This is a genomic window from Rouxiella sp. WC2420 (assembly GCF_041200025.1).
Lineage (GTDB): Bacteria > Pseudomonadota > Gammaproteobacteria > Enterobacterales > Enterobacteriaceae > Rouxiella.
In genome coordinates this window covers 3,773,044-3,791,101 of record NZ_CP165628.1, presented here as the reverse complement: position 1 = coordinate 3,791,101, position 18,058 = coordinate 3,773,044, and the positions used below count along the sequence as shown (strand labels likewise).

The following is an 18,058-nucleotide window of genomic DNA, read 5'->3' as shown; positions in this document are numbered from 1 at the left end:
CATAATAAAAGCTGCACGGGAGGTGCCAATGTATCTGGAGCATATTGATATTGTCGGGTTCCGGGGGATCAACCGACTCTCCCTGACTCTGACGCAACCAGACCGCCGCGGTGTGGCGCTTAACTCGCTCAATGCAGATAATGGGCTGACCCATCTGGGAACCATCAACACTAATACCGTGCTGTTGGGGGAGAACGCCTGGGGTAAGTCCAGCCTGCTTGATGCGCTGACCCTGCTGCTGTCACCAGAACCAGATCTCTACTGTTTTCAGGAGCAGGATTTCCATTTCCCGGCCGGTGAAAAACAGGATAAGCAGCGTTACCTGCACGTGGTCTTCACCTTCTGTGAAAATCAGCCCGGCAATCATATGTCGCCGCGCTTTAATCCGCTGTCGCCACTTTGGGTTCGCTGCGATGACCGTTTAAATCGTATCTATTATCGTCTGGAAGGCGAGATGGATGACGATGGCAGCGTAGCAACCTGGCGATCTTTCCTTTCTGCCAACGGTGAGCCGCTGGCTTTGACCACTATCGATCCGCTGGCCAAAGCATTGATCAAGCTTCATCCGGTTTTGCGTCTGCGCGATGCGCGCTTTGTCCGCCGGATCCGCAAAGAAGATCTCTCGCCGCAGCTGCAACAAGATGCCGGAACCATGGCTCGACAGCTTGATGACCTGACCCGCGCGCTGATTCATAATCCACAGGCGCTGACCAACGCCGAGTTGCGGCAAGGGTTGGCGGCGATGCAGCAGCTGCTGGAACATTACTTTGGAATGAACAGTTTTATCAGCGACACACCCGGCATTGGCAGCGCAACGGCGGGCGACAACAGTGCGGAGGAACGGAAACGAAACAAAAAATCCTGGCAGCAGAAGCGCCATGGCCGTAATGAAAGTCGCCAGGCGTGGCGTTCGCTGAATAATATCAATCAGATGATCGCCGAGCCCAACAGCCGCAGTATGAGAGTGATGCTACTGGCAATGTTTTCGACGTTATTGCAGGCTAAAGGTTCGGTGGCACTGCATCCTGATGCTCGCCCGCTTTTACTGATTGAAGATCCGGAAACGCGTCTGCATCCGATTATGTTATCAGTTGCCTGGGGACTGCTGGAGCAGCTTCCGCTACAGCGTATTACTACTACCAATTCTGGGGATCTGCTCTCGCTGGTGCCTGTTGAGCAAATCTGTCGTCTGGTCAGAGAATCCGGCAAGGTGGCGGCCTACAGTATTGGGCCACAGGGTATGTCTTCAGAAGACAGTCGCCGTATTGCCTTCCATATTCGCTACAGCCGACCTTCATCGCTGTTTGCCCGCTGCTGGTTGCTGGTGGAGGGTGAAACGGAAGTGTGGCTGCTCAATCAGCTTGCCCGCCAGTGTAACTATAATTTTGAGTCTGAGGGTATCAAGGTGATCGAGTTTGCCCAAAGCGGGCTGAAACCGTTGCTGCGCTTTGCCCGTCAGATGGGTATTGAATGGCACGTGTTGGTCGATGGCGATGAGGCAGGGCGAAAATATGCCGCGACGGTCGCAAGTCTGGTTGAAAATCATGAGGATATTTTGCGCGATAGGTTGACTGCTTTGCCTGCGCTGGATATTGAAACTTATCTTTATCGCAATGGTTTCGAGGATGTTTATCGTCGCGCCGCGGGAACGCCAGAGGGCACGCCGATTTCTCCACGGCACATTATTGAAAAGGCGGTGCAGCGTAATTCGAAACCCGATCTGGCCATTGAGGTAGCAATGTCAGCCGCTACGCGGGGGCTCAGTTCAGTACCAACCGAGCTAAAACAAATGTTTTCGCGCGTAGCCTGGCTCGCCCGTGGGCGTGCCGACTGATACTCTACGTGTTTGAAGCTGCCACTTGGTTGGCTGCGCGGGTTCCCCTGAATCACTGACCTGAGTCAGCTCATCGGGATTCACGCACTTGCCGCCTTGTTGCAGCGCCAATTACATAGAATATCGATTTGGGATAACAGAATACTTAGTTAAATCTGTTGCGGATCTGCGTTTCCATCTCATCCAGCAACTGGTAGCGGCGGCGGTATTCTGCGCGCTTTTTACTCGCGATGTCGTCCAGCGAGCGGTGTTTGACCTGCGCGGGAAAATGGAAATACCCGTTGGGATGCTGATGAGCTCCCAACGTTTCCCAGAAAGAGTCATAGTCGGCAAAAATAGACTTTTTGCGCTTACTGTAGCGCGGGTTGGCATAAATATGTGTTTGATTACCCACAGCAAAGACTTGCTGCATATTCATCTTTTCTGCAAAAAGCAGTACGGCTTCCATTAATACTCTTTTCGGAAAAAGACCGTGGCAGGCTTTTGTCGCTTGTTGAATCCTGGTGTGATCAATATTTTGGCTTGGGCCCTGAATTGCGCCAATAAATAATGTAGAAAGCCCCTGAAAATTAATTAATGCAAAAGTGACATTAGCCAGCGGCTCGTCATTTTCATCAAGAAATCTAAGGGTAATTTCACCTTCTTTATCGAGATGCAGCGAAGAATTCATGCTAATTGAGTAAGTTGCTTCGTCTTTACCTAAAAATGAAGCCAGCTTGAAGTGTTCTCTCTCAAGGTGCCCTAACTGCATTGCCAGTGGCATGCGTTCTCGAATGAATCGATAGTGATCGCACAGACCACTGGCGTGCTGTTCGCGAAGCATATTCACCGCTAGATAGGTGCGATGCACTTTGCACGGCAGAGTAGGCTGTGCATGCAGAATTTCATTTCGCATTGGGTTTGAAGCCAGCTCGTTCATGACCTTTAACGTTGCTTTAGGGAACATCAGGCTACGGATCATAAACTTAAGTCTATAGGCAGGCTTTTGCCACATTCTTCCCGGTTTATTTTTCCCGGTTACCAACGACGAGATCAGCGCAAGGCCAGACTGCGGTTTCGCGCCTGAAGCAGGGTAGCTAAGAATTGACATATTGAGAGACCATAAGAGACATTGACACCATATTAGTTGCAGGATCTTAAACCTTGTAACAACAGGATTGTGAGTAAATTAAGAAGATTGTGAAGTGAAACCAGAATTTTAAATTAACGGAAAAGTCTGATTTCTAATGAAGAGATAAATAAAGTTAAATTTTTTTTACATCAAGGCTTGAAGAGATACTCTTTCTCCCCCATAAATAAAATACCAGCCAACGAGCGACTGGTATTTTATAAAGTTTGCATGATTGTTTGCTGTTATCACCTGGGGTTGAGTTTGGTCGTCAGGCGACCACTTCAGTTTCCACTGGAATGATAATGCTGGCATGGTTTCCTTTGGGTCCCTCATGAACGTCATAACTGACCTGTTGCCCGGCTTTTAGCGTCCGATAACCCTCCATTTTAATGGTGGAGTAATGTGCGAAGATGTCTTCGCCGCCGCCGACAGGACAGATGAAACCAAAGCCTTTAGCATTATTGAACCATTTAACAGTACCCGTCTCCATGCTCTCATATCCCTCTCATGACTATGGTGGTAGTAATAAAGAGTTAAAGCCTGCACCACAAAATCAAAATATTGTGGGGTTTTAGGCGTATTACCGTTGGAAAATACGCAAAAAATGATGATGTGCCGCAGCTCATCCGGCTTATAAATTTACACTCTAGTGTATTAGTCTAAGACGTCAAGAGATGGCTATTTGTCTGGGGCAGGTAGATAACCAAAGTTTGAAGCAGGTAACGATATTGAGATTTTTTAGGCCTATTTTACGGCAGATAGCCTGCTAAATGGCGCAGTTTATGTCCTGCGGCATGGAAGTCTAAAAAATGGTAAAATAACTGGAGTAATCTGGTGACCCGAGACGAGATGCAACGTGATACATCTTTCGCAAGGTGTCGGATCAAACTGTTTCTAACAAATTTCTAGATGCAAAGGGTAGCGGACAGGCAATGGGCGACAATCAGGATTGGCAAAATTTTGAACATTTGGCGGCAGATAAACAAAAGGAAGAGCTAAAACCGCCATCTATGTATAAAGTTATATTAAACAACGACGATTACACTCCAATGGAATTTGTGATTGACGTGCTGCAAAAGTTCTTTTCTTATGATATTGAACGTGCAACGCAACTGATGCTTACAGTGCACTATAAAGGCAAGGCCGTTTGCGGGATCTATACTGCAGAAGTTGCTGAAACCAAAGTCGCACATGTGAATAGCTACGCTAAGGAGAACGAGCATCCGTTGCTGTGTACGCTGGAAAAAGCCTGATTAAGGCAATCTATTTGGGAGGTGCCTATGCTCAATCAAGAACTTGAACTCAGTCTCAATATGGCTTTCGCAAGAGCCCGCGAGCACCGGCATGAGTTTATGACCGTCGAGCACCTGCTGTTGGCGTTGCTGAGCAACCCGGCAGCTCGTGAAGCGCTTGAGGCCTGTACGGTCGATTTAGTGGCCTTACGTCAGGAATTGGAAGCCTTCATCGAACAGACCACACCCACTTTACCCGCTAGCGAAGAAGAGCGTGATACCCAGCCTACGTTGAGTTTCCAACGTGTGTTGCAACGCGCTGTTTTCCATGTGCAGTCTTCAGGCCGAAGTGAAGTTTCCGGCGCGAACGTGCTGGTTGCCATCTTTAGTGAACAGGAATCTCAGGCTGCTTATCTGCTGCGTAAGCATGATGTCAGCCGCCTTGACGTGGTGAACTTTATCTCCCACGGTACGCGTAAAGACGAAGCGAGCCAGGCTCCGAACAATGCGGAGAACCCGGTTAACGAAGAGCAGTCGGCAGGGGAAGATCGTATGGAGAACTTCACCACAAATCTCAACCAATTGGCGCGCGTTGGTGGCATTGACCCGCTGATTGGCCGTGATAAAGAATTGGAACGTGCTATTCAGGTGCTGTGCCGTCGCCGTAAAAACAACCCGCTGCTGGTGGGTGAGTCCGGTGTCGGTAAAACAGCTATCGCCGAGGGCCTCGCCTGGCGTATTGAACAGGGCGATGTGCCTGAAATCATGGCCGACTGTACGCTCTATTCTTTAGACATTGGCTCACTGCTTGCGGGTACTAAATACCGCGGCGACTTCGAAAAACGTTTTAAATCGTTGCTGAAACAGCTGGAACAGGACAAAAACAGCATTCTGTTTATCGATGAGATCCACACGATCATTGGTGCAGGTGCGGCGTCCGGTGGCCAGGTTGATGCGGCTAATTTGATCAAACCGCTGCTTTCCAGCGGCAAGATCCGCGTAATTGGTTCAACTACTTATCAGGAGTTCAGCAGTATCTTCGAGAAGGATCGTGCGCTTGCGCGTCGTTTCCAGAAAATTGATATTACCGAGCCATCTCCTGAAGAAACAGTGCAGATCATCAATGGTCTGAAAACCAAATACGAAGCGCATCACGACGTACGTTATACCGCGAAAGCGGTGCGTGCAGCGGTTGAGCTGTCGGTAAAATACATCAACGATCGTCACCTGCCTGATAAGGCAATCGACGTGATTGACGAAGCGGGTGCGCGCGCTCGACTGATGCCGGTCAGCAAACGCAAGAAAACGGTTAACGTCAGCGATATCGAAAGCGTAGTTGCTCGAATTGCCCGTATTCCAGAGAAAACCGTGTCAGCCACCGACCGTGACGTGCTGAAAAACCTCGGCGATCGCCTGAAAATGCTGGTATTCGGACAGGACAATGCTGTTGAAGCTTTGACTGAAGCGATCAAAATGAGCCGTGCTGGCCTGAGTCAGGACCGCAAACCTGTTGGTTCGTTCCTGTTCGCGGGTCCAACTGGCGTCGGTAAAACCGAGGTAACGGTTCAGTTGGCAAAAGCGCTGGATATCGAACTGCTGCGTTTTGATATGTCGGAATACATGGAGCGTCACACCGTGAGCCGCTTGATCGGTGCTCCTCCAGGTTATGTTGGTTTTGATCAGGGCGGTTTGTTGACTGATGCCGTAATCAAGCATCCGCACTCCGTAGTGCTGCTCGATGAAATCGAGAAAGCCCACCCAGATGTCTTTAACCTGCTGTTGCAGGTAATGGATAACGGGACTCTGACCGACAACAACGGCCGTAAAGCCGACTTCCGTAATGTGATACTGGTAATGACCACCAATGCCGGTGTGCGTGAGACAGAGCGTAAATCGATTGGTCTTATCCATCAGGACAACAGCCCTGATGCGATGGAAGAGATCAAGAAAGTGTTTACCCCTGAGTTCCGTAACCGCCTGGACAACGTGATTTGGTTTAATCATCTGTCTCCTGAGGTTATCCAGCAGGTTGTCGATAAATTCATCGTCGAACTGCAGGCTCAGCTGGATGCGAAAGGCGTGTCGCTTGAAGTTAGCGATGAAGCGCGCGACTGGCTGTCAGTTAAAGGTTACGATCGTGCAATGGGCGCTCGTCCAATGACGCGTATCGTGCAGGAAAATCTGAAGAAACCGTTGGCTAATGAACTGCTGTTTGGTTCGCTGGTCGATGGAGGTTCAGTTTCCGTAGCTTTGGATAAAGTGGCCGATAAACTGACCTATCACTTTATGAGTGCGCAGAAGATCAAAGAAGAGGGTGCGGTGCACTAATCTTTTGATTTGAAGTGTTAAAATAGAAAAAGGCGATGTTAAAACATCGCCTTTTTTACATCGGTAAATCCGTATTATCTTCTGAAGCAGCTTTAGGCGCTAAATAGCGGAAACCACAAAACGCCCTTGCCACGTATCATTTCTGACTGTGGAAGAGCGAAATGGGTAACCTCAGGTATCGCGGGATGAATCAGCGATGAGTGAGCCTATCAGCGGCTACGGAAGACAATGCGGCCTTTGCTCAGGTCGTACGGGGTCAGCTCTACAGTGACTTTGTCGCCCGTCAGGATGCGGATATAGTTCTTGCGCATTTTACCGGAGATGTGTGCGGTTACCACGTGTCCGTTTTCTAATTCAACGCGGAACATGGTGTTTGGCAACGTGTCCAATACGGTGCCCTGCATTTCAATGTTGTCTTCTTTGGCCATCGAATCCTCTAGGTGTTACTACCATAGTTTTTAACCGGCAAGATAATGCCGAAAAACCCACATTATGTAAAGAATTGTTGGCGTTTTCCGCACACATTCCCTATTCCTTCAGGAGGGATGGCAAATCAACGTCATGTGGGGGTAAGTCTTGTGGCAACCAGCATTCCGGTGGCAACGTGAGTTGCGAAAGTCGGGATAACTGCTGCAAAAATTGGCGGCGGGGGATCTCTCTCGCACCCAGCGACGCAGTGTGAGGGTTGATCACCTGACAGTCAACCAGTTCTCCCCCCTGAGCGGTAAAATATTGGCAAAAAACCATGATTGCGCACTTGGATGCGTTGATACGACGGCTGAACATCGACTCGCCGCAAAATAGTCCACCTATCGCCACGCCGTACATTCCACCGACCAGTTCGCCTTTGGACCAGACCTCGATCGAATGTGCATGACCCTGCCGATGCAGCGCAAGATAGCCTTTTTGCACCAATGGGCCAATCCAGGTTCCACCTTCGCGGTCTTCGGCACAGGCCGAGATGACCTGTCCAAACGCCCGGTTCAGGGTGTAGCAGTAGTCTGATTGGCGTAGAAAACGTCTCAGGCTGCGGCTGATGTGACGCTCTTGCGGAACCAGAATCGCTCGTGGATCGGGCGACCACCAGAGGATTTCTTCTCCGGGTTCAAACCACGGAAAAATGCCGCCTGCATAGGCCGAAAGCAGGCGCGTGGGGGAGAGGTCACCGCCAATCGCCAGCAAGCCGTTGGGTTGGCGCAGCGCGGTCTCTGGGTCGGGAAAGCGAATTGAATTGGCAGAAAGCTGCACCAGGCGCATAAAAAGTCTCAATCAAAAAAAGTTTCAGAATGATGATTATAGCCGTGCCGGCGACGCCGCTATTTTCCCATCAGACATGATGCAGACACGATCCATTTTATCGATACCCGTGAGGCGATGAGTTATCATTAGCAAGGTTTTGTTTTTACAGTAACTGTCGAGCAAGGCCAGAATATGGCGTTCAGTTTCGGTATCCAAACCTTCCGTAGGCTCATCCAGTATCCACAGCGGAGCATCATGTAGCAGCGCCCGCGCCAATCCGAGACGCCGTTGCTCCCCGCCGGAAAGCTGCCTGCCGCCCTCGCCAAGCCATGCATTCAGCCCTGTATCTTCAAGCAAACTGCCCAATTCTACCAGGCGTAATACCTCAGACAGCTTTTCATCGCTGCTTTGCGGAGCTGCCAGCAGGAGATTGTCGCGTAAAGTGCTGTTAAATATGTGCACTCGCTGACTCAGAACCGTCACCATGCTGCGCAAGCTTGATTCTTGATAATCTACTAACGAAACCCCGTTAAGCTGAATACGGCCCTCCTGAGGGTCCCACGCGCGGGTCAGTAACTGAGCCAGTGTCGATTTGCCACAGCCGGTTTTACCCAGCAAGGCAATATGCTCGCCGCGCTGGATCTCCAGACTGACTTCTTGCAACACTGGCTGGGGTTGTCCGGGATAGGTAAAACTCACATCTTGAATCGATATGAAAGCTATCGTTTCACCCCCAGGACCTTTGTCGGGGAAGGTGACGACGGGGCGCTGGCTGATAATCTGCGTCACGCGACCCGCAGAGGCCATGACCTGTCCAAGATGCTGGAAGGCTCCGGCGACTGGCCCCAAAGCTTCAAAGGCCGCCAATGGGGTAAAGACAAACAGTGCCAGCAAAGCACCGGGGGCAGGTAAACTGCCAACACCCCCCGATGCCAGCCATAACAGTAGGCACAGGGTCAAACCCGAAGTGGCAATCACCAAGGCCTGTGACAGGCCGGAGAGTTTCGCCTGCTGCTGCTGGCGGTCAAGCCAGCGTCGTTCGATTTCATCCAGCGTTTTGCGGCTCTGTGCTTCGGCACCGAAAATCACCAGCTCCGACTGACCCTGCAACCAGCCGCCTAGCTGGGCGCGATATTCTCCGCGCAGCTGCGTCAGGCCACGGCCAATAGGCTGACCCGCGCGATAGAAAATTACCGGCAGCAGCACCAGCAGTGTCAGCATAATGCCGCCGAGCGTGAGCGCTAACTTCACATCGACAAAACTCAACCCAAGGGTGACTGCGACAATGACCACCAGCGCTGAAATTAGTGGCGAAATAACGCGCAGGTAAAGATGGTCAAGGGTATCTACATCGGCGACCAGTCGATTAAGAATTTCGGCTTTTTGGAAACCGGCCAGCCCACCGGGAGACAGCGGCAAAAGTTTGCTGAAAGTGAATACTCGCAAATGTGCCAGCACGCGGAAGGTCGCGTCGTGACTGACAACTCGCTCGGCATAGCGCCCTGCGGTGCGGAAAATGGCCGCTCCACGCACTCCGGCGGCGGGCAGCATATAGTTGAAAGTATAAAGCCCCGCCAGACCTGCCAGAGAGGCTGCAGCCAGGAACCAGCCAGATAATGCCAGCAAACCAATACTTGCCAGCAAGGTCACAATGGCAAGCACAATACCCAGCGCCATGAGCAGCCAGTGTCGGCGATAAAGTGCTAAATACGGTAACAGGATTTTCATAGCGGCAGATCCCTGTCTCGTTGGGCGTGCAAGCGGGCAAAATGCCCCGACTGTGCCAGCAATTGTTGATAACTGCCTTTCTCTACCAGCAGCCCGTGGTCCATGACCCAAACTTCGTCATATTTCTCAGTGGCTTCCAGCCGATGAGTGACCAATAGAGTGCTTTGTTTTTTGGCAGCGCTATTTAGCGTGCTCATCACCCGCTGCTCGCTTTCGGCATCGAGGCTGGCCGTTGGTTCATCCAGCAACAGCAGCAAGCAGGGAGAAAGCAGGGCGCGAGCGACGGCTACACGCTGTGCCTGCCCGACCGACAGGCGAGCTGCATCTTCACCTATCAAGGTGTCGATGCCTTCAGGCAGCAGGGGCAGAAACTCGCTGACAAAAGATTGTTCCATAACCTGATTCAACTCCGCGTCACTGGCATTAGGCTGACTCAACAAAATGTTCTGTCGTAGCGTAGGCTCGGTGAGCTGCGGATTTTGCCCCACCCAGCTGATTTGCTGTCGCCATTCGGTCATTAACGTGTCTTTAAGCTCTTGTCCGTTGACTTTCAATTGGCCCTGATAAGGCAAAAAGCCCAGCAAGGCATTGAGCAGCGAGCTTTTACCGGCTCCGCTCAGTCCGACAATTGCCACGCTTTTTCCCGCGGTCAGCTCAAAATTCAGCGGTCCGGCAAGGCGCTGGCCCTGTGGCGACATAATTTGCAGATTAGTGGCGGTTATCGTGACAGTTTCACAGGTTGCAAAATGTTCGGTTCCGCTGACCGGCTGTTCAGCTTCAACGGTTAAAAACTCTACCAGACTCTCGGCCGCACCTACCGCTTGCGCTTTGGCGTGATAAAACACCCCTAAATCACGCAGTGGCTGAAAGAATTCAGGGGCCAGAATCAGCACCAGAAAACCGGCAAATAACGTGACAGGCGTACCGTAATGGCCAAAATTAAGCTCGCCAAGATAAGAGAAACCAAAATAAACCGCGACGACGGCAATCGAGATAGAGGCAAAAAATTCAAGCACGGCAGAAGAGAGAAACGCTAACCGTAAAACTTCCATGGTACGGGCGCGGAAGTTTTCAGTAGAATCCTTGATTTGCTTGATTTCAGCATCGGCACGATAAAACAGTCGCAGAGTATCAAGACCGCGCAAGCTGTCGAGGAACTGGCCGCTTAATCGAGCCAAAGCCTGGAAGTTACGCCGATTGGCATCAGCCGCTCCCATGCCGACCAGCGCCATAAAAATAGGGATCAGTGGAGCGGTGGCGAGAAGGATAATTCCGGCAGCCCAGTTAATCGGGAAGATGCTTACCAGGATCAGCAAGGGAATGATCCCCGCCAGAGAGATTTGCGGCAGGTAGCGGGCGTAATAATCCTGCATATCCTCAATTTGTTCGAGGATAAGCGTGGCCCAGCTTCCCGCAGGTTTGCCCTTAATCCACGCCGGGCCAAGCAGGTGCAGGCGATCCAGCACTAACTTGCGCATTTCCTCACGGATTACTCGGCCACAAATAAATCCGACTTGTTCTCGTAGCCAGGTCACCGCGGCGCGTAGGGCAAAGGTCAAGGCCAGAAGCAGGAAGCTTTGCAACAGAGTGTCGCGCGGTGCGTGGTTGACTATCAGGTTATGCAGCAGGCCGGCCAGCAACCAGGCCTGAGCAAGAATGAGCAGACCGGAGATAAGGCCAAGCATCATGGAGAGGCGAGTCCAGCGTTTGGCGCGCAAGCTTTCTTGCTTGAGCCAGCGGATTAATTCTTGTTGCCGTGTTTTGTTCATCCCAGTTTTGTTCATCCCAGGTTAGCCGAATGCAGAACGCATAAGCCGAAAAAGCATCGCTGAGGATGCAATTGTCAGTTGTTGCCATGTCAGGCGGAAAGCCCGCATATTCTACAGGGTCTTTTCCGCGATGAACACTCCGACTGTTACAAATAACTGCGTATAATACAAACAAAAAAGGCGACCCAAAGGTCGCCTTTATCTTTAACAGATCAGATAGTTAACATTGACTGCTGCTGTTTAACATTACTTGAAATTAGCTTCAGCCAGTCCGTCAAGATAACGTTCTGCATCCAGTGCTGCCATACAGCCCGTTCCGGCAGAGGTAATTGCCTGACGATATACGTGGTCCATAACGTCACCGGCGGCAAACACGCCCGGAATGCTGGTCTGGGTTGCATTACCCTGAATACCGGACTGCACCTTGATATAGCCATTTTCCAGGGCTAGTTGACCCTCGAAAATGCCGGTGTTCGGGCTATGTCCGATGGCGATAAACATGCCCGCAACGTCCAGCTTGTTCAGCTCATCGTTGTTGGTGTCACGCAGGTTGGCACCGGTTACGCCCATTTCATCACCCAAAACTTCATCGAGAGTTTTGTTGGTGTGCAATACGATTTTGCCGCTGGCCGCTTTCTCGTTCAGGCGGTCAATCAAGATTTTTTCGGCACGGAAGTTCTCACGACGGTGGATCAGATGGACTTCAGAGGCGATGTTGGCCAGATAAAGCGCTTCTTCCACTGCTGTGTTACCGCCGCCGACGACAGCCACTTTCTGATTGCGGTAGAAGAAACCGTCACAGGTTGCGCAGGCTGAAACGCCACGGCCTTTGAACGCCTCTTCTGAAGGCAGACCCAAATAACGTGCAGATGCGCCGGTGGCGATAATCAATGCGTCACAGGTGTATTCTTCGCTATCACCAAACAGGCGGAACGGGCGGGTTTGCAGGTCAACGCGATTAATATGATCAAAAACGATTTCAGTATTAAATTTAACCGCGTGCTCGTGCATACGATCCATCAGGCCAGGACCGGTTAAACCTTCCGGATCTCCCGGCCAGTTTTCAACTTCAGTCGTGGTGGTCAGCTGACCGCCTTTCTCGATACCGGTGATTAAAACCGGCTTAAGGTTGGCGCGGGCAGCATAGACTGCAGCGGTATAACCCGCAGGGCCAGAACCTAAAATCAACAATTTACTATGTTTAACTGTACCCATAAGGAATTCATCTCCGTGATGCAAACTACGTCATGGTAGGGATTGTAGGGAAAAAGGCCGCGTAAAAAAAGCATACTCAGATGTTGTTAGCGATTTGTCTGATAGTTTTTGCCTGAAATCACGGGTAAAAATGATTCCTGTCTGAGTTTGTCATCTGCTTTTGTTATTGTTCAATCCGAAAAGACAGCGAAAAAGGACGTTCACGGATTTCAATCTGGAATGTTCTTCTGATTTTGCTTCTTTTACTTTGACAATCCGCTGTGCATTTGCGAAAACATCTAGGTAAGAAGAAATTATACGCCTGTAGGTGCCTCAAATTTACACAATGTGCTACCGCTTTACCCGTTCCTGGTTCGCATTGTTCATTTTTAAGACACAGACAATCAGCAATTTAGGTTTTATTATGCCTAATTAGTTACTTAGCGTTATTTCTTTTTCGGCTTCACTAAAAAAAATTCGTTTTCTTCTGACAGGGGCAAGACGTCTTAAAGTGGGTCGCTACAACCTTAAAAAAACAGGTCTTCGCTTAGGATACACCCTTATACATTGAAGTTGGTTAGGGTATGGCAAGTGCAGGGAAGGACATCAGAGAGATAATAATAATGGTAGATAACAAGAAACGTCCGGGAAAAGATCTCGACCGTATTGACCGTAACATTCTTAATGAGCTGCAAAAGGATGGCCGGATCTCTAACGTCGAGCTTTCCAAACGTGTAGGTTTGTCACCTACACCATGTCTGGAACGCGTTCGTCGTCTTGAACGCCAGAATTTCATTCATGGCTACACTGCTTTGCTTAATCCTCATTATCTGGATGCTTCATTGCTGGTGTTTGTTGAGATTACCCTCAACCGTGGCGCACCGGACGTGTTTGAGCAATTCAATGCGGCAGTACAAAAACTAGAAGATATTCAGGAGTGTCACTTGGTTTCCGGGGACTTCGACTACTTGTTGAAAACCCGTGTACCTGATATGTCTGCTTACCGTAAACTGCTGGGCGAAACGCTTCTTCGTTTACCGGGTGTTAACGACACTCGTACCTACGTGGTAATGGAAGAAGTGAAACAGACTAACCGCCTGGTAATTAAAACCCGGTAAGTAAAAGGTACAGGTGCAAAACCTAATTTATTTAGCTACACTCCTGTGTATCCATACAGCCTTGGCGCCGGGCTTCATTCCCGGCGCTAGCGCTATTTCAGTTCACAGGAACCTGGAGAGCCTTTCTTGAGCCAGGAATATACAGAAGATAAAGACGTTACCTTGAAAAAACTCAGCGGTGGCCGCCGTATTCTGGAGGCCGTGCTGGTTGTGGTAGCCGTTTTCGCCATTTATTTGATGGCAGCACTGCTTAGTTTCAATCCGTCCGATCCAAGCTGGTCACAAACCTCTTGGCATGGTCCTATCCATAATTTGGGTGGCGGCGTCGGGGCCTGGATGGCCGATACAATATTCTTCATCTTTGGTGTGTTGGGATATGCCATTCCTCCAATCATGCTTTGCCTTTGCTGGGCCTCTTTCCGCCAGCGAGACAATCAGGATTACATTGACTATTTCACCCTGTCGCTGCGTTTGATAGGGACGCTGGCGCTCATCCTCACCTCGTGTGGACTGGCGTCGCTCAATATTGACGACCTTTATTACTTCGCTTCTGGCGGCGTGATAGGCAGTCTTCTGGGCACGGCGATGACCCCATGGTTCAACAACATTGGCGCAACGCTGCTACTGCTTTGCGTCTGGGCGGCAGGTTTGACCCTGTTCACCGGTTGGTCATGGCTCACTATCGCTGAAAAGATTGGTGGTACGATTTTGGGTGCTACCACCTTTATGACCAACCGTTCGCGACGTGATGATGATTACGACTACGAGTATGACGAGCGTGAAGAACACGACGATACATTGCTCAATGACAAGCATCATGAAGAGCAAAAGAGCGAGCATACTCCAGCAGACCCTGCTCGGCTGGCAACGGCGGCGACAGCAATAGTTTCAGCAGCGGCAATGGCCGACGAGGATGACGACGTCCTGTTTTCTGCCTCTTCGATCAACGATAAAGCCCAGGCACAAACATCGGCTGTTGCCGAAGTTCACCCTGAATTGCCTGCCGCAGGCGAATCTGTTGCACCGGTGAATCCGTTGTCTCAGGGACATGTTGATGCGCAAACAGCGGCTCAGCCTATTGCGCCAGCCGCTGCGCCAATACAGCCAGCAACGCCGCCGCTTTATAGTTTTGAAGTTCCGCAAGAAACCCCTGCGCCCCGCACGGTTCAGCCAGCAGCTTCTGCGCAGACTCGTCGTTACGATGAGCCACAGCTGGGCGACTGGAATCAGGTAACTGAACCTCAACATCACGATCGTTCACCGTTCGATTTTAGCGCTGCGCCAGAAGTCAGCAGCGTTGCGGCAACCGCCGCGTTGGCAACGGGTCTGGCTCAGGCCGGTAAATCAGCTGCTGCCGAAGCAGGCAATACCTTTATGCCGGCTTTCAGCGCCGTGAGTGATGAAAATCCGCAAATCAAGAAAGGCTTTGGCCCGGAATTGCCGCGCCCCAACCCTGTGAAGCTGCCTACCCGCCGCGAACTGGCGTCTTATGGCATCAAGCTACCTTCTCAGCGTATTGCCGAGCAACAAGAGCAAGAGGCGGCTCGTCTGGCACGTGAGACCCAGTCTCAGCATCAGATCGAAAGTGACTCTGCCGAAGATGAGGAAGCACTGCAACAGGCTGCATTAAGGCAGGCATGGGTTGATCAGCAAAACCAGCGCTATGGTGAAACGGTTGAACAGGCAGAGCCGGTAGAAGACGAAGAGGATGCGTTGCTTCAGGCACAGCTGCGCCAGCAGTTTGCCGCACGTGAGCAAGCGCGTTATCAACCCGTCGAGGCGGAGGAATCTCAGCCGTATCAGGAAACGCATTATCAGCAATCTGCGCCTGCCCATCAGCTGCCGCAGGAGGCTCAGTCGTTATCTGGCCAGAATATCAGCACTCATGACGCCTTCAATTTCTCTCCGATGGCCGATTTGATTGATGATACGCCTGTTGAACCGTTGTTTACGCTTTCACCGCAGGTTGAAGAGTCAAAACAACCCGCAGCTTACAGCCAACACGCGCCATCGGCCCCTGTTAACGAGCCGCAGTATGCTGCCGAGCCTCAGCAATATGCCGCTGAATCGCAGCCGCAGCCCGAGCCCGTGAAATCGCCAATGGATAGCCTGATCCATCCGGCGCTGATGCGTAATGAAATGCCGGTCAATAGGCCAACTACGCCGTTGCCAAGTCTGGATCTCCTGACTTCGGCACCTGCAACGGAAGAGCCAGTTGACATGTTTGCCCTCGAGCAAACGGCGCAGCTGATTGAAGCTCGGCTGAACGATTACCGTATCAAGGCCGAAGTGGTAGACAAGCTTCCGGGGCCGGTAATTACGCGTTTTGAACTGGATCTGGCGCCGGGTGTTAAAGCTGCCCGCATTTCCAATCTGTCACGCGACCTGGCGCGATCGCTGTCCACTGTAGCGGTGCGTATCGTCGAGGTCATTCCTGGCAAGCCTTATGTCGGCCTTGAGCTGCCTAATAAAAAGCGTCAGACAGTTTATCTGCGGGAAGTGCTCGACTGTCCTCAGTTCAAAAACGATCCTTCCCCACTTACCGTAGTGCTGGGTAAAGATATCTCCGGTCAACCTGTGGTGGCAGATTTGGCAAAAATGCCTCACTTGCTGGTCGCGGGTACTACCGGTTCGGGTAAATCAGTCGGCGTTAATGCCATGATCCTGAGCATGTTGTATAAGGCTACGCCGGAAGACGTGCGCTTTATCATGATCGACCCGAAAATGCTTGAACTGTCAGTATATGAAGGTATTCCGCATCTGTTGACTGAAGTCGTTACCGACATGAAAGACGCCGCCAATGCGTTGCGCTGGTGTGTCGGTGAGATGGAACGTCGCTATAAGCTGATGTCTGCCCTTGGCGTGCGTAACCTTGCCGGTTACAACGAGAAAATCAAGGAAGCGGAAGATATGGGTTGGCCAATCCCGGACCCATTCTGGAAACCGAGCGACAGCATGGGCCATGAGCCGAGGAAGCTGGGTAAAGAGCCGTTTATCGTGGTGCTGGTGGATGAATTTGCCGACCTGATGATGACTGTCGGTAAAAAAGTTGAAGAACTGATTGCCCGCCTGGCACAAAAGGCGCGTGCAGCTGGTATTCACTTGGTGCTGGCAACTCAGCGTCCTTCGGTAGACGTCATTACAGGCTTGATCAAGGCTAACATTCCGACCCGTATTGCCTTTACTGTTTCGAGCAAGATTGATTCGAGAACTATCCTCGATCAGGGCGGCGCGGAGTCCTTGCTGGGAATGGGTGACATGCTTTATATGGCGCCTAACTCCTCGATTCCGATCCGCGTTCACGGAGCTTTTGTGCGCGATCAGGAAGTTCACGCGGTCGTTCAGGATTGGAAAGCGCGCGGCCGTCCTCAGTATATCGACAGCATTATCAAGGGCGGTGAAGAGGGCGAAGGCGGCAGTTCAGGTCTTGAAGAGGGTGAAGAGCTGGATCCGTTATTCGATCAGGCCGTGGAATTTGTGGTTGAGAAACGTCGTGCATCAATCTCCGGCGTTCAGCGCCAGTTCCGCATTGGCTATAACCGTGCGGCACGTATCGTTGAACAAATGGAGGCACAGTCTATCGTGAGCACGCCGGGTCACAACGGCAACCGCGAAGTACTTGCACCACCGCCTCACGAGAGTTGAGGGGGTAGAACAAGGGCCGCAAATGCGGCCCTTGGCAATTCTGCTATTCCGTTTTGCAGCGTAGACCCGCCTGTTAGTCGCGTTTGCAAAGAATCGTAAAAGCGTTAATTCTCAGACGATTGAGCTATCGGTGAGCCAATAGGTTCAGCTAAAGTTTAGCTCTGGGGTTGTTTTCCCGCTTATTCCCCCAATTGTTGGGAGAGGTCGTCTGTTCGCAATGGATTTTGAGGTAACAATAACAATGAAAAAATTATTAGCTGTAGGCTGTTTATTGACCGCGTTTATTTCAGGATCTGTATTGGCGGATGCCAGCAGCGATTTAAAGAGCCGTCTCGGTAAGCTGAACACCTTCCATGCCAGCTTTACGCAAACAGTAACCGGCGACGACGGTTCCAACGTTCAGCAAGGCGAAGGGCAGCTGTGGGTGAAGCGTCCTAACTTGTTTAACTGGCACATGACGTCGCCGGATGAAAGCATTCTGGTGTCTGACGGCAAAACGCTGTGGTTCTACAATCCATTTGTTGAGCAAGTGACGGCAACCTGGCTGAAAAACGCAACGGGTAACACACCATTTATGCTGATTACCCGCAACGACAGCAGCGACTGGGCCAAATATAACGTTACCCAGAAAGGCGATGATTTTAACCTGACGCCTAAATCAGCAACCGGCAATCTCAAGCAGTTTGCGATTACTGTAACCTCAAGCGGCACCATCAAAAGCTTCACTGCCGTTGAGCAAGACGGCCAACGCAGCGCCTACGCCCTTAAAGGCGAGCAGAATGCCTCGGTTGATGATGCTAAATTCAAATTCACTCCGCCTAAAGGCGTGACGCTAGACGATCAACGTCAGTGAGGACTTA

The 18,058-nt window shown here is 51.0% G+C and carries 12 protein-coding genes and 1 pseudogene; 6 read left to right on the top strand and 7 right to left on the bottom strand.

What is annotated here, in order from left to right:
- Positions 1-28: 28 nt before the first annotated feature.
- Complete coding sequence (locus AB3G37_RS17590; protein ID WP_369788633.1) at positions 29-1,834, top strand: DUF2813 domain-containing protein; 1,806 nt, start codon at positions 29-31, stop codon at positions 1,832-1,834.
- 145 nt (positions 1,835-1,979) lie between these two features.
- Here AB3G37_RS17590 and AB3G37_RS17585 read toward each other — a convergent pair whose 3' ends face one another.
- Together AB3G37_RS17585 and cspD are read right to left on the bottom strand one after the other, a co-directional pair.
- Positions 1,980-2,924, bottom strand: coding sequence for a VirK/YbjX family protein (locus AB3G37_RS17585; RefSeq protein WP_369788632.1), 945 nt, complete (start codon positions 2,922-2,924; stop codon positions 1,980-1,982).
- 289 nt (positions 2,925-3,213) lie between these two features.
- The gene (cspD, locus tag AB3G37_RS17580) at positions 3,214-3,435 is read right to left on the bottom strand and encodes a cold shock-like protein CspD (protein ID WP_009636663.1); all 222 of its coding nucleotides are present in this window, start codon (positions 3,433-3,435) and stop codon (positions 3,214-3,216) included.
- 442 nt (positions 3,436-3,877) lie between these two features.
- Between cspD and clpS the strand changes: the two genes are divergently transcribed.
- Both clpS and clpA read left to right on the top strand, forming a co-directional pair.
- Complete coding sequence (clpS, locus tag AB3G37_RS17575; protein WP_009636662.1) at positions 3,878-4,198, top strand: ATP-dependent Clp protease adapter ClpS; 321 nt, start codon at positions 3,878-3,880, stop codon at positions 4,196-4,198.
- A gap of 27 nt (positions 4,199-4,225) precedes the next feature.
- The gene (gene clpA, locus AB3G37_RS17570) at positions 4,226-6,505 is read left to right on the top strand and encodes an ATP-dependent Clp protease ATP-binding subunit ClpA (RefSeq protein ID WP_369788631.1); all 2,280 of its coding nucleotides are present in this window, start codon (positions 4,226-4,228) and stop codon (positions 6,503-6,505) included.
- 209 nt (positions 6,506-6,714) lie between these two features.
- On the opposite strand, the gene infA is transcribed toward clpA, so the two are convergent.
- The 5 genes and pseudogenes from infA to trxB all read right to left on the bottom strand — a co-directional run bounded on the left by infA (position 6,715) and on the right by trxB (position 12,456).
- Positions 6,715-6,933 carry a translation initiation factor IF-1 gene (gene infA / locus AB3G37_RS17565; protein WP_002211347.1) on the bottom strand — a complete coding sequence of 73 codons (219 nt, stop codon included), beginning with the start codon at positions 6,931-6,933 and terminating at the stop codon, positions 6,715-6,717.
- Between the two features lie 100 nt (positions 6,934-7,033).
- The gene (gene aat, locus AB3G37_RS17560) at positions 7,034-7,762 is read right to left on the bottom strand and encodes a leucyl/phenylalanyl-tRNA--protein transferase (protein WP_369788630.1); all 729 of its coding nucleotides are present in this window, start codon (positions 7,760-7,762) and stop codon (positions 7,034-7,036) included.
- 60 nt (positions 7,763-7,822) lie between these two features.
- Positions 7,823-9,472 (bottom strand): annotated as a pseudogene (cydC, locus tag AB3G37_RS17555) (cysteine/glutathione ABC transporter ATP-binding protein/permease CydC); the annotation flags it as partial.
- Complete coding sequence (gene cydD / locus AB3G37_RS17550; protein ID WP_369788629.1) at positions 9,469-11,241, bottom strand: cysteine/glutathione ABC transporter permease/ATP-binding protein CydD; 1,773 nt, start codon at positions 11,239-11,241, stop codon at positions 9,469-9,471. The gene cydD and the pseudogene cydC, both read right to left, overlap by 4 nt.
- Before the next feature lie 246 nt (positions 11,242-11,487).
- On the bottom strand, positions 11,488-12,456 hold the full coding sequence (trxB, locus tag AB3G37_RS17545) for a thioredoxin-disulfide reductase (protein WP_369788628.1): 969 nt from the start codon (positions 12,454-12,456) through the stop codon (positions 11,488-11,490).
- 602 nt (positions 12,457-13,058) lie between these two features.
- Here trxB and lrp point away from each other — a divergent pair.
- From lrp to lolA, 3 genes are all read left to right on the top strand, one after another.
- Positions 13,059-13,553 carry a leucine-responsive transcriptional regulator Lrp gene (gene lrp / locus AB3G37_RS17540; protein WP_009636652.1) on the top strand — a complete coding sequence of 165 codons (495 nt, stop codon included), beginning with the start codon at positions 13,059-13,061 and terminating at the stop codon, positions 13,551-13,553.
- A 126-nt stretch (positions 13,554-13,679) separates the two neighbouring features.
- Complete coding sequence (locus AB3G37_RS17535) at positions 13,680-17,198, top strand: DNA translocase FtsK 4TM domain-containing protein (RefSeq protein WP_369788627.1); 3,519 nt, start codon at positions 13,680-13,682, stop codon at positions 17,196-17,198.
- Positions 17,199-17,439: 241 nt separating this feature from the next.
- On the top strand, positions 17,440-18,051 hold the full coding sequence (gene lolA, locus AB3G37_RS17530; RefSeq protein WP_009636650.1) for an outer membrane lipoprotein chaperone LolA: 612 nt from the start codon (positions 17,440-17,442) through the stop codon (positions 18,049-18,051).
- Positions 18,052-18,058: the final 7 nt, after the last annotated feature.

What these genes read in the sequence shown, in the direction of transcription:
- AB3G37_RS17590 (WP_369788633.1), top strand. Translation starts at nt 29, where the DNA reads ATGTATCTGGAGCATATTGATATTGTCGGGTTCCGGGGGATCAACCGA.
- AB3G37_RS17585 (WP_369788632.1), bottom strand. Translation starts at nt 2,924, where the DNA reads ATGTCAATTCTTAGCTACCCTGCTTCAGGCGCGAAACCGCAGTCTGGC.
- cspD (WP_009636663.1), bottom strand. Translation starts at nt 3,435, where the DNA reads ATGGAGACGGGTACTGTTAAATGGTTCAATAATGCTAAAGGCTTTGGT.
- clpS (WP_009636662.1), top strand. Translation starts at nt 3,878, where the DNA reads ATGGGCGACAATCAGGATTGGCAAAATTTTGAACATTTGGCGGCAGAT.
- clpA (WP_369788631.1), top strand. Translation starts at nt 4,226, where the DNA reads ATGCTCAATCAAGAACTTGAACTCAGTCTCAATATGGCTTTCGCAAGA.
- infA (WP_002211347.1), bottom strand. Translation starts at nt 6,933, where the DNA reads ATGGCCAAAGAAGACAACATTGAAATGCAGGGCACCGTATTGGACACG.
- aat (WP_369788630.1), bottom strand. Translation starts at nt 7,762, where the DNA reads ATGCGCCTGGTGCAGCTTTCTGCCAATTCAATTCGCTTTCCCGACCCA.
- cydD (WP_369788629.1), bottom strand. Translation starts at nt 11,241, where the DNA reads ATGAACAAAACACGGCAACAAGAATTAATCCGCTGGCTCAAGCAAGAA.
- trxB (WP_369788628.1), bottom strand. Translation starts at nt 12,456, where the DNA reads ATGGGTACAGTTAAACATAGTAAATTGTTGATTTTAGGTTCTGGCCCT.
- lrp (WP_009636652.1), top strand. Translation starts at nt 13,059, where the DNA reads ATGGTAGATAACAAGAAACGTCCGGGAAAAGATCTCGACCGTATTGAC.
- lolA (WP_009636650.1), top strand. Translation starts at nt 17,440, where the DNA reads ATGAAAAAATTATTAGCTGTAGGCTGTTTATTGACCGCGTTTATTTCA.